The 18,262-nt window shown below is 60.3% G+C and carries 18 protein-coding genes; 10 read left to right on the top strand and 8 right to left on the bottom strand.

Annotation, left to right across the window (positions count from 1 at the left end):
* Nucleotides 1-108: 108 nt before the first annotated feature.
* On the top strand, nucleotides 109-708 hold the full coding sequence (locus L6D74_RS10850) for a DinB family protein (protein WP_039767301.1): 600 nt from the start codon (nucleotides 109-111) through the stop codon (nucleotides 706-708).
* Here the strand turns inward: L6D74_RS10850 and L6D74_RS10845 are convergent.
* Both L6D74_RS10845 and L6D74_RS10840 read right to left on the bottom strand, forming a co-directional pair.
* Nucleotides 623-1,549 (bottom strand): LysR substrate-binding domain-containing protein, encoded by a 927-nt coding sequence (locus L6D74_RS10845; protein ID WP_221397638.1) that lies wholly within the window; start codon nucleotides 1,547-1,549, stop codon nucleotides 623-625. The two genes, L6D74_RS10850 and L6D74_RS10845, sit on opposite strands and share 86 nt — an antisense overlap.
* Nucleotides 1,550-1,612: 63 nt before the next feature.
* Nucleotides 1,613-2,506: a LysR substrate-binding domain-containing protein gene (locus tag L6D74_RS10840; protein WP_236189146.1), complete on the bottom strand. Its 894-nt coding sequence runs from the start codon at nucleotides 2,504-2,506 to the stop codon at nucleotides 1,613-1,615.
* Between the two features lie 112 nt (nucleotides 2,507-2,618).
* Here L6D74_RS10840 and L6D74_RS10835 point away from each other — a divergent pair, with 112 nt between their 5' ends.
* The 3 genes from L6D74_RS10835 to L6D74_RS10825 are packed head-to-tail and all read left to right on the top strand — an operon-like array spanning nucleotide 2,619 to nucleotide 4,869.
* Nucleotides 2,619-3,641 (top strand): aldo/keto reductase, encoded by a 1,023-nt coding sequence (locus tag L6D74_RS10835; protein WP_236189145.1) that lies wholly within the window; start codon nucleotides 2,619-2,621, stop codon nucleotides 3,639-3,641.
* On the top strand, nucleotides 3,638-4,435 hold the full coding sequence (locus L6D74_RS10830; protein ID WP_064597620.1) for an SDR family NAD(P)-dependent oxidoreductase: 798 nt from the start codon (nucleotides 3,638-3,640) through the stop codon (nucleotides 4,433-4,435). The genes L6D74_RS10835 and L6D74_RS10830 overlap by 4 nt, the downstream gene beginning before the upstream one ends.
* A gap of 23 nt (nucleotides 4,436-4,458) precedes the next feature.
* A complete protein-coding gene (locus L6D74_RS10825) occupies nucleotides 4,459-4,869 on the top strand; it encodes an SRPBCC family protein (RefSeq protein WP_236189144.1) in 411 nt (136 codons plus the stop codon).
* A gap of 122 nt (nucleotides 4,870-4,991) precedes the next feature.
* On the opposite strand, the gene L6D74_RS10820 is transcribed toward L6D74_RS10825, so the two are convergent.
* On the bottom strand, nucleotides 4,992-6,386 hold the full coding sequence (locus L6D74_RS10820) for a sensor histidine kinase (protein WP_236189143.1): 1,395 nt from the start codon (nucleotides 6,384-6,386) through the stop codon (nucleotides 4,992-4,994).
* Nucleotides 6,364-7,047, bottom strand: a complete 684-nt coding sequence (locus L6D74_RS10815; protein ID WP_007952956.1) for a response regulator transcription factor — start codon at nucleotides 7,045-7,047, stop codon at nucleotides 6,364-6,366. Before L6D74_RS10815 ends, L6D74_RS10820 begins: the two co-directional genes overlap by 23 nt.
* 297 nt (nucleotides 7,048-7,344) lie before the next feature.
* Here L6D74_RS10815 and L6D74_RS10810 point away from each other — a divergent pair, with 297 nt between their 5' ends.
* Nucleotides 7,345-8,283, top strand: a complete 939-nt coding sequence (locus L6D74_RS10810) for a hypothetical protein (RefSeq protein WP_236189141.1) — start codon at nucleotides 7,345-7,347, stop codon at nucleotides 8,281-8,283.
* A 165-nt stretch (nucleotides 8,284-8,448) separates the two neighbouring features.
* On the opposite strand, the gene L6D74_RS10805 is transcribed toward L6D74_RS10810, so the two are convergent.
* Nucleotides 8,449-9,387, bottom strand: coding sequence for a terpene synthase family protein (locus L6D74_RS10805; protein WP_236189140.1), 939 nt, complete (start codon nucleotides 9,385-9,387; stop codon nucleotides 8,449-8,451).
* A 144-nt stretch (nucleotides 9,388-9,531) separates the two neighbouring features.
* On the bottom strand, nucleotides 9,532-10,284 hold the full coding sequence (uppS, locus tag L6D74_RS10800) for a polyprenyl diphosphate synthase (RefSeq protein ID WP_236189139.1): 753 nt from the start codon (nucleotides 10,282-10,284) through the stop codon (nucleotides 9,532-9,534).
* A 311-nt stretch (nucleotides 10,285-10,595) separates the two neighbouring features.
* Here uppS and L6D74_RS10795 point away from each other — a divergent pair, with 311 nt between their 5' ends.
* The 4 genes from L6D74_RS10795 (at nucleotide 10,596) to hcnC (ending at nucleotide 14,353) form a co-directional block, all read left to right on the top strand.
* Nucleotides 10,596-11,135 (top strand): hypothetical protein, encoded by a 540-nt coding sequence (locus tag L6D74_RS10795; RefSeq protein WP_064597612.1) that lies wholly within the window; start codon nucleotides 10,596-10,598, stop codon nucleotides 11,133-11,135.
* 245 nt (nucleotides 11,136-11,380) lie between these two features.
* Nucleotides 11,381-11,695 (top strand): cyanide-forming glycine dehydrogenase subunit HcnA, encoded by a 315-nt coding sequence (gene hcnA / locus L6D74_RS10790; protein ID WP_039767680.1) that lies wholly within the window; start codon nucleotides 11,381-11,383, stop codon nucleotides 11,693-11,695.
* Nucleotides 11,692-13,101: a cyanide-forming glycine dehydrogenase subunit HcnB gene (gene hcnB, locus L6D74_RS10785; RefSeq protein ID WP_236189138.1), complete on the top strand. Its 1,410-nt coding sequence runs from the start codon at nucleotides 11,692-11,694 to the stop codon at nucleotides 13,099-13,101. The genes hcnA and hcnB overlap by 4 nt, the downstream gene beginning before the upstream one ends.
* Nucleotides 13,094-14,353, top strand: coding sequence for a cyanide-forming glycine dehydrogenase subunit HcnC (gene hcnC / locus L6D74_RS10780; protein WP_236189137.1), 1,260 nt, complete (start codon nucleotides 13,094-13,096; stop codon nucleotides 14,351-14,353). Before hcnB ends, hcnC begins: the two co-directional genes overlap by 8 nt.
* 111 nt (nucleotides 14,354-14,464) lie before the next feature.
* On the opposite strand, the gene L6D74_RS10775 is transcribed toward hcnC, so the two are convergent.
* Nucleotides 14,465-16,273, bottom strand: a complete 1,809-nt coding sequence (locus tag L6D74_RS10775; protein WP_064597604.1) for a monovalent cation:proton antiporter-2 (CPA2) family protein — start codon at nucleotides 16,271-16,273, stop codon at nucleotides 14,465-14,467.
* A 307-nt stretch (nucleotides 16,274-16,580) separates the two neighbouring features.
* On the opposite strand from L6D74_RS10775, the gene L6D74_RS10770 reads away from it, so the two are divergent.
* On the top strand, nucleotides 16,581-17,495 hold the full coding sequence (locus L6D74_RS10770; RefSeq protein WP_064597602.1) for a LysR family transcriptional regulator: 915 nt from the start codon (nucleotides 16,581-16,583) through the stop codon (nucleotides 17,493-17,495).
* On the opposite strand, the gene L6D74_RS10765 is transcribed toward L6D74_RS10770, so the two are convergent.
* Nucleotides 17,485-18,255 carry a substrate-binding domain-containing protein gene (locus L6D74_RS10765; protein ID WP_236189136.1) on the bottom strand — a complete coding sequence of 257 codons (771 nt, stop codon included), beginning with the start codon at nucleotides 18,253-18,255 and terminating at the stop codon, nucleotides 17,485-17,487. The two genes, L6D74_RS10770 and L6D74_RS10765, sit on opposite strands and share 11 nt — an antisense overlap.
* Between the last annotated feature and the right edge of the window lie 7 nt (nucleotides 18,256-18,262).

Raw genomic sequence — 18,262 nt, 5'->3', positions numbered from 1 at the left:
GCGAAAGCGGAAGGTATTCCCCTTCGACCAATAGTCAGCACCACCGCCATTCCCGCGAGAGAGGTCTATCCTAGGCGAAGCCCTTTTTCGTGCCTACGGTGACCCGCGATGATCAATCTGGCCACGGCCCATCTGCTCACGGACTACAAGACCTGGGCCAATCAGCGTCTGTTCGACAGCCTGCAAGCGCTGCCGGCGGGGGAGACGACGAGGGAGCGCAAGACGGTTTTCAAGAACATGATCGGTACGCTGAACCACATCTACGTGGTCGACCGGATCTGGCAGGCGCACCTCGAAGGGCGCGAGCACGGTTTCACGACGTCCCATGATCTGGTGCACGCCGACCTCGGCGAGTTGCGCCAGGCCCAGCAGGAAGTCGATGGCTGGTATCGCACCTGGAGCGCGCAGCAGACCGAAGCCTCGCTGAACCGCTCGATCGATTTCAAATTTGTTTCCGGCGATGGCGGCACCATGAACGCCGGGGCGATCCTGATGCACGTGATCAACCACAACAACTACCACCGTGGCTGGGTGGTGCAGATGTATTTCGAGATCCCGCAGATGCCGCCGATGACCGACCTGCCGGTGTACCTGCGCGAGGTCGATCCGGGGTTCAAGCCGATCAGTGCGCCTGTGGCGGAAGCGGCGCCGACATGTGATGGGCAATCAGCGAGCGCAACCAGCGTTCCGCCGGATCGTTGTCGTTGACCCCGTTCCAGACCATCGAAAGCTCCGAAGGCACGATGTCGAACGGCGGGTCGTCGGCGCGCAGCACGCTGCTGCCTTCGACCAGCGCACAAGCGGCGAAATCCGGCACGGTGGCGAGCATGTCGGTGCCGGCCAGAATCGCCCGCAGCGGAGCGAATTGCGGCACTGCCAGCACGACACGACGTGCACGGTTGATTCGCGCCAGATCGTTGTCGATGGCACCGCCCAGATCGCCGGAAAACGACACCAGCGCATGGGGCCGTTCGCAGTAGTCGTCGAGGGTCAGCGCGCCGGGACGATCATCGCCGCGCAGGATCTTGCAGCGCAGGTCCCGCAGTTTTTTGCGTTTGGCATTGGCCGGCAGTTCAGTGGTGTAACTGACGCCGACGGAAATCTCCCCGGACGCCAGCATCGACGACATCAGCAGGAAATTAACCCGGCGGATGACGACCACCACGTCCGGCGCTTCCTCGCGCAATTGCTTGAGCAGCGGCGGCAGCAGGCCGAACTCGGCATCGTCCGACAGACCGATGCGAAACACGTCGCGGCTGCTCAGCGGGTCGAAATCCTTGGCCCGGCTGACCGCGCCGGAAATGGTGTCCATCGCCGGCTGCAATTCCTTGAGGATCGCCAGCGCCCGCTGGGTCGGCTCCAGCACGCGACCGTTGCGCACCAGCAACGGGTCGTCAAATAGGTCGCGCAGTTTCGCCAGTGAAGCACTGACGGCGGGTTGGCCAAGGAACAGCTTTTCCCCGGCGCGGGTCAGGTTCTTTTCGAACATCAGGGTTTCGAAAATCACCAACAGGTTCATGTCCACGCGACGCAGGTCATTGCGGTTCATGCCGGAAGACTCGCTGTTTTTTTGAGTCTTTTCAGTAAAGCAGCAAAGTCTTTCGCTGTCGGGTCACTGGGCGGGATCGACGCCGGTCAATACCTTGCGAAACGTTTCCACCAGCGGCCGCAGGTTGATCCGGTGCCACGCCGCCCACAACGGTGTGGTGAACGCCAGCCACGGCACTTCCCGCAGCACCACGCCCGGCGGTGCGTTGTGGCTCAGGCCTTTCTGGATCATCGCGATCCCCAGGCCCGAGGCGACCAGCCCCAGCGCGGTAAACGGCTCGGTGGCCTGCATCCGCACATCCGGGGTGAAGCCTGCACGGATGCAGGCGCTGACGAACTCATCGTCGGCCCCTTGGCGTGGCTGCACGCCGATCCATTCCTGATCGGCCAGATCCGCCGGGGTCAGCGACGCCAGTTGGTTCAGCGGGTGTCCTTCGGGCAGCGCCAGCAGCATCGGGTCGTCCAGCACCTGAAAGCCCAGCAGGTCGGGATCGTCGATCGTCGGCGGTTCACTGACCAGCGCGATATCGAGGCTACGCTGACGCAGGCCTTCCAGTTGTTCGGCAGAACTCAGGTTGTACAGCGCGACATGCACGTTAGGCCGATCGAACCGCAGTACGCGCAAGGCATTGGGCAAAACCCCGGCGTGCATCGCGTTCTCGATGTAGCCGATGCACAGGCCGCCTTCTTCGCCACGGCCCAGGCGTTTGCCGAGGGATTCCAGGCGGTTGGCGTGGGTCAGCAGGGCGCGGGTTTCGGCGAGAAAGGTCTGGCCGTCGCGGGTCAGGCGAATGCGCTGTTGGCTGCGTTCGAACAGGGTCAGGCCCAGGCGTTCTTCGAGCTGGGCGATCTGTCGGCTCAGGGGCGACTGGGAAATGTGCAGGCGCTCGGCGGCGCGGCCGACGTGTTCTTCCTCGGCGACGGCGACGAAGTAGCGCAATTGGCGGATGTCGATCATGTCAGACCTTCAGGGACTCAAGTGCTGCGGATTATGTCTTGGACGGTCTGAGTGGCGCAATCTAGGATTTGCTCAACGGTCAACACCGACCACGAACTACGAGGACAGCATCATGAGCTTGAAAGACAAACTCCCCGGCCAACTCGGCTTCGGCACCGCGCCACTGGGCAACATGTTTCGCGCCATTCCTGAAGAAGAAGCGCAAGCCACCGTGCACGCAGCGTGGGATGCCGGCGTGCGGTACTTCGACACCGCACCGTTCTACGGCTCGGGCCTCTCGGAAATCCGCCTCGGCGAAGCACTGTCCCGCTACAAGCGCGACGACTATGTGCTCAGCACCAAGGTCGGCCGGGTGATTCTCGATGAAGTCGAAGACGCCGCCGCCCGGGATCTGGGCGAGAAAAGTGGGGTGTTCGAACACGGTCGCCCGAACAAGATTGTCAACGACTACAGCGCCGACGCCACGCTGCGCTCGATCGAAGACAGCCTCAAGCGTCTGAAAACCGATCGCCTCGACATCGTCTGGGTCCACGACATCGCTCAGGATTTCTACGGCGATCAATGGCTCGAGTACTTCAATCAGGCCCGCACCGGCGCCTTTAAAGTCCTGACCCGTCTGCGTGAAGAAGGCGTGATCAAGGGTTGGGGCCTGGGCGTGAACAAGGTCGAGCCGTGCGAGTTGACGCTGGACCTGACCGAGGCGCAGCCTGACGGCTTCCTGCTGGCCGGCCGCTATACCTTGCTCGACCACGACCGCGCCTTGCAGCGTTTGATGGATTCGGCGCGGGCGCAGAATGTTGAAATCGTGGTCGGCGGTCCCTACAGCTCGGGGATCCTGGCCGGCGGCGCGCACTTCGAATACCAGAAGGCCAGCCCTGAGATCGTGGCGAAGGTCGAGCAGATCAAACGCATTGCTGCGGCCCATGGCGTGGATGTCAAAGCGGCTGCACTACAATTCTCGCTGGCCAATCCGGCCGTGGCAGCCGTGATTCCCGGCGCGAGCAAACCGGGGCGCATCGCTGAAGATGTGGCGGCGCTGTCGGCGGTCATTCCGGCCGGTTTCTGGCAGGCCATGCGTGAAGCGAAACTGGTGTCCGAACGTGCACCATTACCCATCGACGAGGTGAAAGCATGAAGATCGATCTGAGCGGAAAACTGGCGATTGTCAGCGGCAGCACGGCGGGCATCGGTTTGGGCATCAGCCAGTCGCTGGCCGAGGCGGGCGCCACGGTGGTGGTGATCGGTCGCGACGCGGCCAAGGTCGAGCAGGCGCTGGCAAGCATTCGAGGCAAAGTGCCGGGCGCGCAACTGCGCGGTCTGACGGCGGATCTGGGCACGGCCGAAGGCGCGCAGAAACTGTTCGCCGCTGAACCGAAAGCCGACATCCTGGTGAACAACCTCGGCATCTACAACGCCGTGGATTTCTTCGATGCGCCGGACGATGAGTGGACGCGCTTCTACGAAATCAACGTGATCTCCGGCGTTCGCCTGTCGCGGCATTACGTACCGGCGATGGTCGAACAGGGCTGGGGCCGGGTGATCTTCCTGTCTTCGGAATCCGGCGTGGCCACTCCGGCCGACATGATCAACTACGGCGTGACCAAAAGCGCCAACCTCGCGGTGTCCCATGGCCTGGCCAAACGTCTGGCTGGCACCGGGGTTACGGTTAATGCGATTTTGCCCGGGCCGACCTTCACCGACGGTGTCGAGGAAATGCTCAAGGATGCCGCCGCCGAATCTGGCCGCAGCCTGCGGGACGAGGCTGACGCCTTTGTGCGCCGGGCCCGTCCGAGCTCGATCATCCAGCGCGTGGCGGATGTCGAAGAGGTCGCGCACCTGGTCACCTACATCGCTTCACCGCTGTCTTCAGCCACCACCGGCGCCGCGTTGCGGGTCGACGGCGGCGTGGTCGACAGCCTGACTATCTGAATTTATCGAGAGACTTTTTATTTATGGCAACAGCATCAGCAACGATCGACATCCCGGCTTCGGCCGATCAGGTCTGGCAATTGATTGGCGGCTTCAACACCCTGCCGGACTGGCTGCCGTTCATTCCCAACAGCGAACTGAGTGAAGGTGGGCGTGTGCGCACCTTGCAAACCGCTGACGGTGGCGTGGTGGTCGAGCGTCTGGAGACGTTCGATAACGCGGGCAAAACCTACAGTTATTCGATTCTGCAGGCACCGTTTCCGGCCACCGATTATCTGGCGACGATTCGTGTTGAAGCCCAGGGGCAGGGCGCGAAGGTGACGTGGTCGGGACGCTTCACGGCCAAGGGCGTGAGCGAGGAGGAAGTGGTGGCGCTGTTCAACGGCATCTATCAGGGTGGCCTCGAAGCGCTACGCGCGAACTATCCCGCCTGAGTTTCTGCAAGAACCAATTGTGGGAGCTAGCCTGCTAGCGATAACGGTCGATCATTCATATTCATTGACTGACACACCGTCATCGCCAGCAGGCTGGCTCCCACATGGGCAATACATGAAGTTCAGGATTGTGAAATCAAGCTCTGCCGACAATCCAGCACCAGCTTCGCCCCGCCCAGATCACTGCGTCCCACCTCAAGACTGAACCCGTGCAGGTTGACGATTGCCGCAACGATCGACAGTCCCAGGCCAAAGCCATTCTGCGGTTGCCCGCCCTCGGCGCGATAAAAGCGCTGGAACACCGCCTCCCGTTCGGTCTCGGGAATACCGGGGCCGGAGTCATGCACCTCGATCCGCGTATGCCCCGCATCATTGACCCCGCGCAACACCACTGTGCCACCGGCCGGGGTGAACTTGATCGAATTGCTCAACAGGTTCGCCAGCGCTTCAAACAGCAACGCTCGATCACCGTTCAGCATCGGCAGGGTTTCCGGCATGTTCAGCTCGAAGCGCAACTCGTCGTCTTCGGCCAGCGGCAAATAGAACTCGTGCAGTTCCTGCAGCAACAACACCGGATCGAGCTCAACAAACCCCGAACGCCGCTGACGATCCTCCAGTTCGGAAATCCTCAATAAACCGCGAAACCGCGCCATCAGCGTATCGGCCTCGGCCAGCACCAGATCCAGTTGCGCCGCTTCCGGCGAACCTTCGCCGGCCTGTTGCTGCATGCGATACAACTGCGCGCGCAAACGGGTCAGCGGGGTGCGCAGGTCATGGGCGATGTTGTCGCACACGCCTTTGACTTCGTTCATCAAGCGCTCGATGCGATCGAGCATGGCGTTGACGATGGCGGCGAGCATGTCCAGTTCATCGCGGCGATTGGACAGCGGCAAGCGATGGGTCAGGTCGCCGGCGACGATCGACTGGGCACTGTCCTGGATCGCCCGGATTCGCCGCAGCGGCCGCCGACGCAGCAAATGCCAGCCAATGATCCCCGGCACAATCGTCAGCGACACGCCCCAGAGCAACGCATGCAGAATGATCCTGGTCACCGCGAACAGCGAACCGTTGTCGCGCAGCAGCACCAGCCAGCGGCCGTCGCGGGTCGGGGTGGCGACTGCGTCGCAGCTGTCGGCGGGCAGGGTCGGGTCGTCGGAGTCGGCGCATTCGCTGAGCATGTGGATCTTGCCGTCCAGCGGCAGGCCCTCGGGGATCCTCTGCAGCGCGCCGCCGAGGTAGCGATGCTGGGCGTCGAACAGACCGTAGGCGTCGATGCCGCGAATGTCGAAGGTCATGCTGGCGGCGAGCGCGTCTTCCAGCTGATCGCCGCGAAAGTGCGAAAACAGATGCTGACGTTGCATCAGCGAATGCTTGGCCAGGTTGTCGAGGTAACCGGAGACCTCGAAGTACATGACCCCCATCAGGATCGCGCTCCAGGCCACGAACAACGAACTGTACAGCGCCAGCAAGCGACTGCTGGAAGAACGCCAACCGTCAGACGGGTTCGGCAATGACATAACCCGAGCCTCGCACCGTGCGGATCAACGGGACATTGCCCGGCGGGTCGATCTTCTTGCGCAAGCGGCCGATGTGCACGTCGATCAGGTTGGTGCCAGGGTCGAAGTGATAGCCCCAGACCTCCTCGAAAATCATCATCCGCGACAGGATCTGGCCGCTGTTGCGCATCAGGAATTCCAGCAGCTTGTACTCGGTCGGCAACAGCGTCAGCACCTGCTCGGCGCGGCGGGCTTCGTGGCTGATCAGGTCGAGTTGCAGATCCGCCACCTGCAACGTGGTCGGTTGTGCGCCGTTGCTGTTCTGGCGACGCAGCAATACTTCGACCCGGGCGGCCATTTCATCGGTGGCGAACGGTTTGGTGAGGTAGTCATCGCCGCCGGCGCGCAAGCCACGCACGCGCTCGTCGACGTCGGAGAGGGCGCTGATCATCAGGATCGGCGTCGCCACGCCCATGGTCCGCAGCGTGGTGACGATGGCCAGGCCATCAAGCTCCGGCAGCATGCGGTCAAGGGTGATCAGGTCGTAGTTGCCGCTGACGGCGCGGTCCAGGCCTTCACGGCCATTGTCGACCCAGTCCACGTCGAGGCCGTGGCTGCTCAGTTCGGCGACAATTTCCCGGGCGGTCACGGCGTCGTCTTCGATGGTGAGGATGCGAGTCATGGTGGGCCTGCTGGTCTGTTCAAACGCAATGGCAGCATTTTGCCAAGATTTTGCGCGGGCGCTTTAAATTAACTTTCATGTTTTAGCGGATACAAACGCCACGGCCGGGCTTTTGTGCCAATGCATAAAACCCGCTGTTATCGACCCGTTGTTGCAATTTGCATGGTCTTAGGAAGTTCAGACTTTTTAAGCTATTGAATTAAAACGATTTATTTAATGTGGGCGACTGGCACGGTCACTGCAATTCCTCTGTTGACGAGTTGTAACACCATTTTTCATGCCTGGAGCACTACAACAATGAATAGATCCTCTGATGGGTTTTATCCTGCCTACGAAGGAGAGTCGAGCAACGTCTCGGGCGTGTCCTGGGGCGCGATCTTCGCAGGGGCTGCCGCTGCAGCGGCACTGTCGCTGATTCTGGTGCTGTTGGGATTCGGTCTGGGCTTTTCCGCCGTTTCTCCGTGGGCCGGGGAGGGCGTCAGCGCCAAGGGCCTGGGCATTTCCACCATCATCTGGCTGGCCGCCACGCAAATCATTGCCTCGGGGCTCGGTGGCTATATCGCCGGTCGCCTGCGGGTGAAGTGGGCCAACATGCACGGTGACGAGGTGTATTTCCGCGACACCGCTCATGGCTTCCTCGCCTGGTGCGTGGCCACGCTGGTCACCGCGACGCTGGTGGTCGGTTCGGTCAGCAGCATCGTCAGCGGCGGCGTGCAGGCCGGTGCGAGTGTTGCCGGCGGCGCAGCAGGCGCCATGACCCAGGCCGCTGGCACCGCAGCGGGCAACACTGACGGCGATCAGTACGGCTACTTCGTCGACAGCCTGTTCCGCGATGATCGTCCCGCCGCGGTCAGCGATGACGCGGCCCGTGGCACCGTGACCCGGATCTTCGCCCAGAGCCTGGCCAACGGTCAGCTCAGCGCCGAAGACCGTACCTACCTCGCCCAACTGGTCGCCCAGCGTACCAACCTGACCCAGGCCGACGCCGAACGTCGGGTTGATGAAATCTACGCCCGCACCCAGAAAGCAATCGCCGACGCCAAGGTGAAAGCGCAGCAAGCCGCCGACACCGCCGCCAAAGTCGCCGCCTGGACTTCGCTGTGGATGTTCATTGCGCTGCTGGCCGGTGCGTTCTTCGCCAGCCTCTCGGCCACCTTCGGCGGTCGCCGCCGGGATGCGGTCGAGTACGTCGAAGTCGAAACCTACACCACGACCACGCTGCCGCCAGTCCGTTAATCAAGGAGACTCACCATGCGCTCACTACTGCTGTTTTTCCTCGGCGTACCGATCCCGATCATCATCCTGATCGCCCTGTTCGTGCACTGATTCCTTGAGGCATATGCCTTGGCCGCTTCAACCTTCGGGTTGAAGCGGCTTTTTCGTCGAGCAGGGGCGGACGATCTAACCAACGTTAGCGTAGTGCTTTGAGAGGGCATACCGCGGAGAGTTGAGGGCCCAGTCGTAATGTCCTCTCATCTTTGAACGCATGGCGTCGAGAAAGCGAAGACATTGCATGCTCGCATGTTGGCTGCAGATTCGTTCCAAGTGTAGATACTCCTCCATCAGTTGGTTATGAAGGTCAGCTGCCAGATTAATGGCGTCCTGTGCATCGAGGCCTTGGTGGAAAATTAGAGTGGCAGGGTAGTTGAGAGATAACGTATGAGGCTCGTCCCGCTCCTTTGGAAAAGAAAAAATATCATTGCAGTGTCCAACCAATCCACTGGTGATAGCAATCAGTTTGCGAACCTCCGTGCTTTGATATTCTTCGGAGGGTACTTCGTATCGCGCTGCTACATCTTGAAGTGCAAGTCCGAAGGAGCAGGCTGTCGTAAGTTTTCTTCCGCTAAGATACTCGTTTGGTGTTGGAAGCTTGTTGGCTTCATGCCATCTGGCCTCCCACACCAACCCCAGGAAATAGTAGCTGGCTGCTTCAACGCAACGCATATATTGGGTGGCCGAGCAAAAGTCTTCTAAACGCCCCCAAAGATCGGCAGTTGCGTTTCCCAGCTTTTTCAAAAATGTGGCCTGGTCCGATGAGTAGTTCGAAAAAAATAGGATCTCGAAATGTTTTCTGTCGAATGCTCTTGGCGCATCCATTGTTTCACGCAGCCAAAGTTGAATGCGACAAAGTTCTCCAGGATGTTTCCCAAGAAATCCACAGTCGGCAATAAAGTCGTCAAACGTAAAGATCCATCCAAATACGTAGGTGATGAGTTGCAATCCATAATCTGTGGCGCTCGGGTATTCTCTCGCTGCGAAATCGCCAAAGCGGCCATGGCGAATGGCGAATGCAAGTTTTTTATTATCCAGTAAATTGTGTTGGGATAGCCATTCGGTCATCTGTACATCGACTGACTCCGCTGAGGAATGTCTCTCAGGTGCAAAAGGGTAATTCAGAAAGGGAAGCTCGAGCTGTTGTTTCGTAGGAAGCATGTCATATGGCCCCTTTGACGTTGTCATTGTCGATGTGGTGTTTCTTTATAGCTAATAACCGGCGCGGCGCTGCCGGTTTGCAAAACTTTGCAGCGCTAGATCAAAATCCTCACGGCTGAAGTCTGGCCAACAAACATCGCAAAAATAAAATTCGCTGTAAGCGCATTGCCAAAGCATAAAGTCGGAAAGGCGTTGCTCTCCTGACGTTCTGATTACAAGATCAGGGTCTGGTGTTCCTGCGCTGTATAAGTTGTTTGTTATTTCATCGATAGATATTTTGCGGTTTGGCGCATTGGGTGGGTTTTTAGATATATGCGTAGCCAGTATTTCTTGAAGTGCGTGAATGATTTCCAGTTTTCCACTGTATGCCACGCCGATGTTGACGCGGGTTCCACTGATTGTTCGGGTGCTTGATTCCGCGTTAGAGATGATCTTGATCAGCTTTTCTGGAAGAGCACTTTTCTCGCCAAAAAAAGTCAGGCGCCATTTGCCACTGTCGACGAGTTGCTCAATTACTTCGGCGATGGTTATTAGTAAATCTTCCACCTCGGAAGGTTCACGTTTTAAGTTGTCTTTAGAGAGAGGCCATAATGTAACCAGGGGAATGGAGTTTTCTTCACACCATGAAAGCAGCCTGTGTACTGCCTCACCTCCTTTGCGATAACCCTCTCGCGTCGACACTCCATTCGCTCGTGCCCAGCGTCTGTTTCCGTCGAGAATGACTGCCAGATGCTGAAGCCGCTGATTGGTTGAGTTGAGAGAAAGATTCAAAATTTCTGAAGGCTTTTGGCTCGCAGTATTCATCATCGATCGTCCTTGATTTCTGTCTTGTTCAGGTGGGAAGAGGAGGTTAGGCGCCACTCAGGATGCGGGCTTTTCAAAAAGTGCATAACTGTAAGAAATACCAATCTTTTATATCGTTATTGACTAAAGAAGACGTGATTTGAACCTTTTTTGATGGATGTCGTGATGTCTTGTTCAGCTGTTTACGAATCGCGGGGATAACAAATTATCCCGCGTGCATCTGAGGTTTTTGCTTTCTGGTAGGTAAGCGGCGATTATCTCGCGGCAGAAGTGGGTTGGCCGTTTCTGTCTTTTATTTAAGGATGAATACGTTGGACAAGAAGGAAATCAAACGGCAGCTGGATGAGATGCTCGATGCAGGACGCTCGAAAAATGAAACCTTCAAGGCGTTTTCCGGTGGAGCGGTCAAGGATCGGGTTCTGGCTTACTGGATAGGTTCGCGGATTGACCCCCAGTTGCGCCGGCAGCATGCGCGCAAGGTCACGATTCTGATCGTCCTGACCTGTATTCAGGCACTGCTCGGCGCGCTCGTCGGTTTTTTCATGGGGCTGGACATCGGTGTCGGATTTGCCCTGGTATTCACGCTGATCGCCGCCGGTATTCCGCTGCTGTTTGCCTGGGGCTTCTACAAATACTCCGCTCAGGCTTACACCATTTACGTGATCCTCACGCTCAGTCAGATTTCTCGCCTGTTCAAAGGCTATTCCGAGGATCCGGTATCCACCCTGATCGGTGCAGGCCTGACCTTGGCCATGGTGTTTTTTGTGGCGTGGCTGAAAACCAAACTGTTCCCCGACCTTGGTTTCATCGGGTCGAAAAAGATCAAGGGCCAGTTCGTCTTCTCCAACTGATCGGCGGCAGAACCGTACAGTCATTTCCATGGCCTGGATCAATATTCGTCGGCGCAATATCCCCTACCGTGAAATTTCCAGGCCCTTGCCGCTGGATCGACTACATTGCTTGCGCGCACTTTGCTGCGCGAGCAAAACCCGCCTGCCGGCCCGATAGAGAGCGATAACCCCCACGAGCCGGCGAGGTGTAGTGCAGCAAGGAGCTGTTTCAACCTCACCTGAACTTTTCACGGATGATCATTGCAATGCACTGCCTAGAAAGAACCTTCGATATCCAGCCTTTGACGCAGGCGGATATGACTGTCCACATCAACGGCCAGCCGGTCAGCGCTGCCATCGGCGAAACCGTGCTCAGCGTCATTCAGTCCCTCGGCGTGCGCCAGGTCGCGCGCAACGATCACAACCAGATCAGCGGTGCCTATTGCGGCATGGGCGTGTGCCAGTGCTGCCTGGTGAAAATCAACGGTCGGCACAAGCGCCGCGCCTGCCAGACTGTGGTGCGCGACGGCATGCTGATCGAGACCCAGGTCAACCGCATTCACGGGCAGGAGGTGGTATGAGCCTGCATCCGGTAATCGTCGGCGGTGGTCCGGCGGGCATGGCGGCGGCCATCGAACTGGCCCGGCACGGGGTGCACTGCACCTTGCTCGAAGAGGCTTCGCGCCTCGGTGGCGTGGTCTATCGCGGGCCGCTGCGTGATGGTGTGCAGCTGGATTACCTGGGGCCGCGCTATGCCGAGGCGCTGGGCAAACTGCACGGCGATTTCCAGGAGCAGTCCGGGCTGATCGACGTGCGCCTCAACCATCGCGTGGTCGGCGCCGAAGGCACGCGCTCGCTGGTGGTGCTGGACGGCGACGAGCGTCTGCACGAAATCGCCTACCCACAGTTGCTGCTGGCCGCCGGTTGCCATGAGCGCAGCGTGCCGTTTCCCGGCTGGACCTTGCCCGGTGTGATCATGCTCGGCGGCCTGCAATTGCAGATCAAAAGTGGCGTGGTCAAACCGCAGGGTCCGGTGGTGATCGCCGGCACCGGGCCGTTGTTGCCGTTGGTGGCGACCCAGTTGCACGCGTCGGGCGTGAGTGTGGCAGGGGTCTACGAGGCCTGCGCGTTCGGCAAGATCGCCAAGGAAAGTCTGGCGCTGCTGAACAAGCCGCAGCTGTTCCTTGATGGTTTGAGCATGCTGGCCTACCTGAAATTACACGGCATCCCGATGCACTACGGCTGGGGCGTGGTCGAGGCGCACGGCGAAGGCGAATTGAAAAGCGTCAGCGTGGCGCCGTATTCGGCGACGTGGGAGCCGGACATGAGCCGCGTTGAGCGCTTCGAAGCGAAGACGCTGGCGGTCGGTTACGGCTTCATTCCGCGTACGCAACTGAGTCAGCAAATGGGCCTGGATCACGGCTTCAGCGACGACGGTTACCTGCGCGCCAATGCCAACATCTGGCAGCAAAGCAGCGAGCCCCACGTGCACCTGGCCGGTGACATGGGCGGGATTCGCGGCGGCGAAGCGGCGATGCTCGCCGGCAAGATCGCTGCCACTTCGATCCTGCTGCAACGCGGCGTGCTGGAAGAAGAGCTGGTGCGCGTCCGTCGCGACCGCTACTTGGGCAAACTCAAAGCCATCGTGCGTTTCCGCGCAGCGGTGGATCGCTACACCGAACGCGGCGTCGGGCAGACCGCCTTGCCGGCGGCCGACACGGTGATCTGCCGTTGCGAACACGCGACCCGCGCCGACATCGACCGCGCGCTGGAGCAGGGCGTGCAAGACATCGCCAGCCTGAAAATGCGCACTCGCGTGAGCATGGGCGACTGCCAGGGGCGGATGTGCGTCGGCTATTGCAGCGACCGTTTGCGGCAGGCCACCGGGCGCCAGGATGTCGGCTGGCTGCGGCCGCGTTTCCCGATCGATCCGATTCCTTTTTCCGCATTCCAGTCCCTCGGCACGGAGGCCGTTTCCCATGAGTAAGTTCTATGACGTGGTCATTGCCGGCGGCGGTGTGATCGGCGCGTCCATCGCCTATCAATTGTCCAAGCGCAAAGGCCTCAAGGTTGCGCTGATCGACGCCAAGCGCCCGGGCAACGCGACCCGCGCTTCGGCCGGTGGCTTGTGGGCCATCGGCGAGTCGGTGGGGCTGGGCTGCGGGGTGATTTTCTTCCGCATGATGTCGGCCAACCGCAAGCGCGAAACCCAGGGCGCGGCGGTGGCAGTGGACGCCAGCACGCCGCACATTCTGCCGCCGTCGTTCTTCGATTTCGCCTTGCAATCCAATGCGTTGTACCCGGCGTTGCACCGTGAGCTGAAAGACAACCACGGGATGGATTTCAAGTTCGAAAGGACCGGGCTGAAATTCGTCATTTATGACGATGAAGACCGGTTGTACGCCGAGCACATCGTCGGCTGCATTCCGCATCTGGCCGATCAGGTGCGCTGGCTGGATCAGGCGGCATTGCGCGAGTCCGAGCCGAGCGTCAGCCATGAAGCGAGCGGGGCGCTGGAGTTTCTCTGCGACCATCAGGTCAGCCCGTTCCGCCTGGCCGACGGCTACACCGAAGGCGCCCGGCAGAATGGCGTGGACATGTTCGTCAACACCAACATCACCGGCGTGTTGCATCACGGCACGCGGGTGACCGGGGTGCAGACGGCTGAAGCCGGGGTGTTCCACTGCAAAACCCTGATCAACGCCGCCGGCGCCTGGGCAGCGGACTTGAGCGAGTGGGCCACGGGCATCCGGATTCCGGTGAAACCGGTGAAAGGCCAGATCCTGCTGACCGAACGCCTGCCGAAAATCCTCAACGGTTGCCTGACCACCAGCGATTGCTACATGGCGCAGAAGGACAACGGCGAAATCCTGATCGGCAGCACCACCGAGGACAAGGGCTTCGACGTCACCACCACCTGGCCGGAAATCGCCGGGCTAGTACAGGGCGCCGTGCGTTGTTTGCCGGAATTGGCGGACATCAACCTCAAGCGTACCTGGGCCGGATTGCGGCCGGGCTCGCCGGATGAGTTGCCGATTCTCGGGCCGATGGCCGGGGTAGAGGGGTATCTCAACGCCTGCGGGCATTTCCGAACCGGTGTGCTGACGTCGGCGATCACCGGGGTGTTGCTGGACAAACTGGTCAACGATGAACCGCTGCCGCTGGACATCACACCGTTTCTGGCGGATCGGTTTGAAGTGGCGCCGGCCAAAGAAGAGAGGGAGCTGGAGATAGCCTGAACTTGTGGGAGCCAGCCTGCTGGCGATGAGGCCGGTTCAGCCACCCTTGATGGTGGCCGAGCTGTCGCAATCGCCAGCAGGCTGGCTCCCACATTTGGAACTCTGCAACCTTCAGGACTTGCCCGATTGTTCTTCCAGTTGATCCGACTCGAACAACCGGGCCAGTTCCGCCCGCGCTTCCTGGGCGGTCTGCAGGACTTTGGCCGCGTCGTCGTACACCGCGTGTTGAGCCTCAAGCACTTGTTCGTCATGGTGCTTGAAGCGCTTGATCCGCGCATCGGCCTGGGCCTGGGTCAAGCCGAGGCCTACCAGGGTGCGACGGCTCATTTCCAGGCTTGAGTAGTAGGTCTCCCGGATCGGATCGGCCCCCACATCCACCAACCGATGCACATGCTGCCGGTTACGCGCCCGAGCGATGATCTTCATGTGCGGGTAGAGCTTGCGCACGATCTCGGCGGTCTTGATGTTGGTTTCCGGATCGTCCGTGGCAATCACGAAATACTCCGCTTCCCCGGCCTTGGCCGCACTAAGGATTTCCGGACGCATCGGGTCACCGTAGAACACCGGCACGCCACCAAAACTGCGCGACAGTTCGATAGTCTCCACCGAGGTATCCAGCGCCACGAACTTGATGTTCTGCGCCCGCAGAATCCGCGCCACGATCTGGCCCATCCGACCCATGCCGGCGATTACCACCCGTGGGGTTTCGGTCTCGATCTGGCGGAATTTCTCCGGCACTTCCACCGGTTGTACTTTCGGGCTGACCAGTCGTGCGCAGACCAACAGCAACAGCGGCGTGACCGCCATCGACAGGGTGATGGTCAGCACCAGCAGGTCATACAGGCGCGGTTCGAACAGCCCCTGATCGCGACCGATCTTGAACACCACAAACGCAAATTCGCCGCCCGCCGCCAGCACGATGCCGAGGCGAATCGCGCTGACCTTGTTCAACCCGCCGGCCAGACGCCCGACCACAAACAACAGCGGCAACTTCAGGGCGATCAGCAGCAGCGTCAGCCCCAGCACCGTGATCGGCGCGCTGAGCAGCAGACTGAGGTTGGCGCCCATGCCGACACTGATGAAAAACAGTCCCAGCAGCAGGCCCTTGAACGGCTCGATCTGCGCTTCCAGCTCATGGCGATATTCCGAATCCGCCAGCAGCAGGCCCGCAAGAAACGCGCCCAACGCCATTGACACACCGACCATGTCCATCAGCCACGCGGTGCCGATCACCACCAGCAACGCGGTGGCGGTGGAGACTTCCGGCAGACCGGTTTTCGCCACGATGCGGAACACCGGGCGCAGCAGATAACGTCCGCCGATCACCACCACCGCGATGCCGCCGAGCACCTGCAAACTGTGGCGCACGTCGTCGGCGGTGCTGGTGTGGTGATCGACCCCCGCGAGCATCGGCACCAGGGCGATCAGCGGGATCGCGGCGATATCCTGGAACAGCAGAATCGCAAACGCCAGGCGACCGTGGGGGCTGGTCAGTTCCTTGCGCTCGGCGAGGCTTTGCAATCCGAACGCGGTGGACGACAGCGCCAGACCCAGGCCCAAGACAATCGCGCTGTTCAACGGCTGACCGAACACCGATAACGCCAGCACCCCGATCACCGAACCGGTCAGCAGCACCTGCGCCAGACCCACGCCGAACACCGATTTGCGCATCACCCACAAACGTCGCGGCGACAGCTCCAGACCGATGATGAACAACAGCAGCACCACGCCCAGTTCCGAGATATGGCTGACGCTTTGCGGATTGCCGATCAGGCCCAGCACTGACGGGCCGATGATCACCCCGGCAAACAGATAACCGAGCACCGCGCCCAGTTGCAGGCGCTTGGCCAGGGGAACGGTAAGCACGGCGGCGAAGAGAAAGACGACGGCGGCTTGTAACAGATTGCCTTCATGGGGCATGAGCGGAACTCCAGTAACGCGGTACGGCGGGGGGCGACAAGGATAAAGGTTGCAACGATTCAAGATCCACCGCAGATCCTGATGTGGGAGCGGGCTTGCTCGCGAAGGCGGTGTGTCATTCCGCAGACTAGTTGCCTGACACGACCTCTTCGCGAGCAAGCCCACTCCCACTAGGGGAGACTGAGATGATCCCAGGCTATGTGAACACTCCAGGGCAGCACATGCTTGAGCAGATGTGCTTCTGTAATAATTTGCATCAATTGGTTACATTTATAGCCTCAGCGAATCAATTCCTTTCGAGTCTTCCATGGCCATCAACTTCGACCTCAACGACCTGCAAGCCTTTCGCGCCGTGGTCGAGCAGGGCAGTTTCCGCAAGGCCGCCGACACCGTGCGCCTGTCGCAACCGGCACTGAGCCGGCGCATCGAAAAGCTCGAAGACGCCCTCGGCGTGAAGCTGTTCGAACGCACCACGCGCAAGGTCAGCCTGACCCAGGCCGGACGCGGTTTCATGCCCAGCGTCGAACGTTTGCTCGACGATCTGGACGTCGCGTTGCTGGGCATCAGCGAAGTCGCCTCGAATCGGCAGGGCCACGTAACCGTTGCCTGCGTGCCGTCGGCGGCGTACTACTTCATGCCGAGCGTGGTCGCCCGTTATCACCGGCAGTTTCCGCGCATCAAAGTCAAAGTCCTCGATTCCAGCGCCCACGACGTGCTGAGCGCGGTGGTCAACGGCGAGGCGGATTTCGGTCTGAGTTTCATGGGCACCCAGGAGGCGGGCGTGGATTTTGAGCCTCTGGTACAGGAAAGCTACGTCGTTGCCTGCCGCCGCGATCATCCGTTGGCCGGGCGCAGCAGCGTGACCTGGGACGAGTTCTACCGGCAGGATTACATCTCGCTCGACAAGACTTCCGGCAACCGTTTTCTGCTGGATCAGGCGCTGGCCAAAGTGGTGCCGCAGCGCCCGAGCATCTGCGAGACGCGGCATGTGACGACCATGATCGGTCTGGTGGAAGCGGGGTTGGGGGTGGCAGCGGTGCCATTGATGGCGATGCCGGCGGCGGATCATCCGATCCTGACGCGGGTGCCGCTGACTGAGCCGCAAGTGATGCGCAGTGTCGGCATCATCAAACGCCGGGGTCGTACGTTGACCCCGGCGGCATTGGAGTTGGAGCGGCTGGTGGTGGAAATGAAAGTCCAGCCGCCGACGGTCAGCGCTTGACCGAATCCAGCCCGGTGGCCTGCACATCAGCCTGGGCGGCCGGTGCGGCCAGATAAGCGAGCAACGCCTTGGCTTCCTGTGGATGCTGCGCACCCACCGGAATCCCCGCTGCAAATCGGGTTACCGACTGCACCGATTCAGGAATCTTCGCCACAAAACTCACTCCCGGCACCGGCAGCAATTCGCTGACCTGCTGGAAGCCCAGTTGATAGTCGCCGGTGGCGACCACCGAGCCCACCGGGATTTTCGGGATCATCTTCGCCTTGGGTTTCAGCTGATCTTCGATGCCGAGTTTCTTGAACAATTGCTGCTCGATGTACACGCCGCTGGCGCTGTCGGAGTAGGCCACCGACTGGGCGTCGAGCAGGGTTTTCTTCAGGGCGTCGACGTTGCTGATGTCCGGTTTCGGCGCGCCTTCGCGCACCACCAGGCCGATTCGCGAATCCGCCAGTTCCACCCGCGACGCCGGGTCGACCTTGCCTTGCTTGATCAAATCGTCGAGGGCGTAACCGACCATGATCACCACGTCGGCCTTTTCACCACGGGCGAGGCGGTTGGGGATCGCTTCGGGGGCCTTGCCCATCGACGGGCCGAGTTGGGTGTCCAGCGTGTTGCCGGTGGCGGCGGCGAATTTCGGCCCGAGGATTTTATAGGCGGCGGTGAAACCGCCGGAGGTCATGACCCGCAGTTCTTCGGCCTGGGCCGCAACGTTGAACGCAAGACCGGCGAGCAGGGCTGAAACGGTAAACAGTTTTTTCATGGTGATG

Origin of the sequence: Pseudomonas pharyngis (genome assembly GCF_021602345.1) — a bacterium.
GTDB classification, from domain to species: Bacteria; Pseudomonadota; Gammaproteobacteria; order Pseudomonadales; family Pseudomonadaceae; genus Aquipseudomonas; species Aquipseudomonas pharyngis.
The sequence above is the reverse complement of the archived record's forward strand: the minus strand, read 5'-3'. Positions and strand labels throughout refer to the sequence as shown.

Bases quoted from the DNA above. Each gene is read 5' to 3' on its own strand.
- L6D74_RS10850 (WP_039767301.1), top strand. From the start codon at position 109: ATGATCAATCTGGCCACGGCCCATCTGCTCACGGACTACAAGACCTGG.
- L6D74_RS10845 (WP_221397638.1), bottom strand. From the start codon at position 1,549: ATGAACCGCAATGACCTGCGTCGCGTGGACATGAACCTGTTGGTGATT.
- L6D74_RS10840 (WP_236189146.1), bottom strand. From the start codon at position 2,506: ATGATCGACATCCGCCAATTGCGCTACTTCGTCGCCGTCGCCGAGGAA.
- L6D74_RS10835 (WP_236189145.1), top strand. From the start codon at position 2,619: ATGAGCTTGAAAGACAAACTCCCCGGCCAACTCGGCTTCGGCACCGCG.
- L6D74_RS10830 (WP_064597620.1), top strand. From the start codon at position 3,638: ATGAAGATCGATCTGAGCGGAAAACTGGCGATTGTCAGCGGCAGCACG.
- L6D74_RS10825 (WP_236189144.1), top strand. From the start codon at position 4,459: ATGGCAACAGCATCAGCAACGATCGACATCCCGGCTTCGGCCGATCAG.
- L6D74_RS10820 (WP_236189143.1), bottom strand. From the start codon at position 6,386: ATGTCATTGCCGAACCCGTCTGACGGTTGGCGTTCTTCCAGCAGTCGC.
- L6D74_RS10815 (WP_007952956.1), bottom strand. From the start codon at position 7,047: ATGACTCGCATCCTCACCATCGAAGACGACGCCGTGACCGCCCGGGAA.
- L6D74_RS10810 (WP_236189141.1), top strand. From the start codon at position 7,345: ATGAATAGATCCTCTGATGGGTTTTATCCTGCCTACGAAGGAGAGTCG.
- L6D74_RS10805 (WP_236189140.1), bottom strand. From the start codon at position 9,387: ATGACCGAATGGCTATCCCAACACAATTTACTGGATAATAAAAAACTT.
- uppS (WP_236189139.1), bottom strand. From the start codon at position 10,284: ATGAATACTGCGAGCCAAAAGCCTTCAGAAATTTTGAATCTTTCTCTC.
- hcnA (WP_039767680.1), top strand. From the start codon at position 11,381: ATGCACTGCCTAGAAAGAACCTTCGATATCCAGCCTTTGACGCAGGCG.
- hcnB (WP_236189138.1), top strand. From the start codon at position 11,692: ATGAGCCTGCATCCGGTAATCGTCGGCGGTGGTCCGGCGGGCATGGCG.
- hcnC (WP_236189137.1), top strand. From the start codon at position 13,094: ATGAGTAAGTTCTATGACGTGGTCATTGCCGGCGGCGGTGTGATCGGC.
- L6D74_RS10775 (WP_064597604.1), bottom strand. From the start codon at position 16,273: ATGCCCCATGAAGGCAATCTGTTACAAGCCGCCGTCGTCTTTCTCTTC.
- L6D74_RS10770 (WP_064597602.1), top strand. From the start codon at position 16,581: ATGGCCATCAACTTCGACCTCAACGACCTGCAAGCCTTTCGCGCCGTG.
- L6D74_RS10765 (WP_236189136.1), bottom strand. From the start codon at position 18,255: ATGAAAAAACTGTTTACCGTTTCAGCCCTGCTCGCCGGTCTTGCGTTC.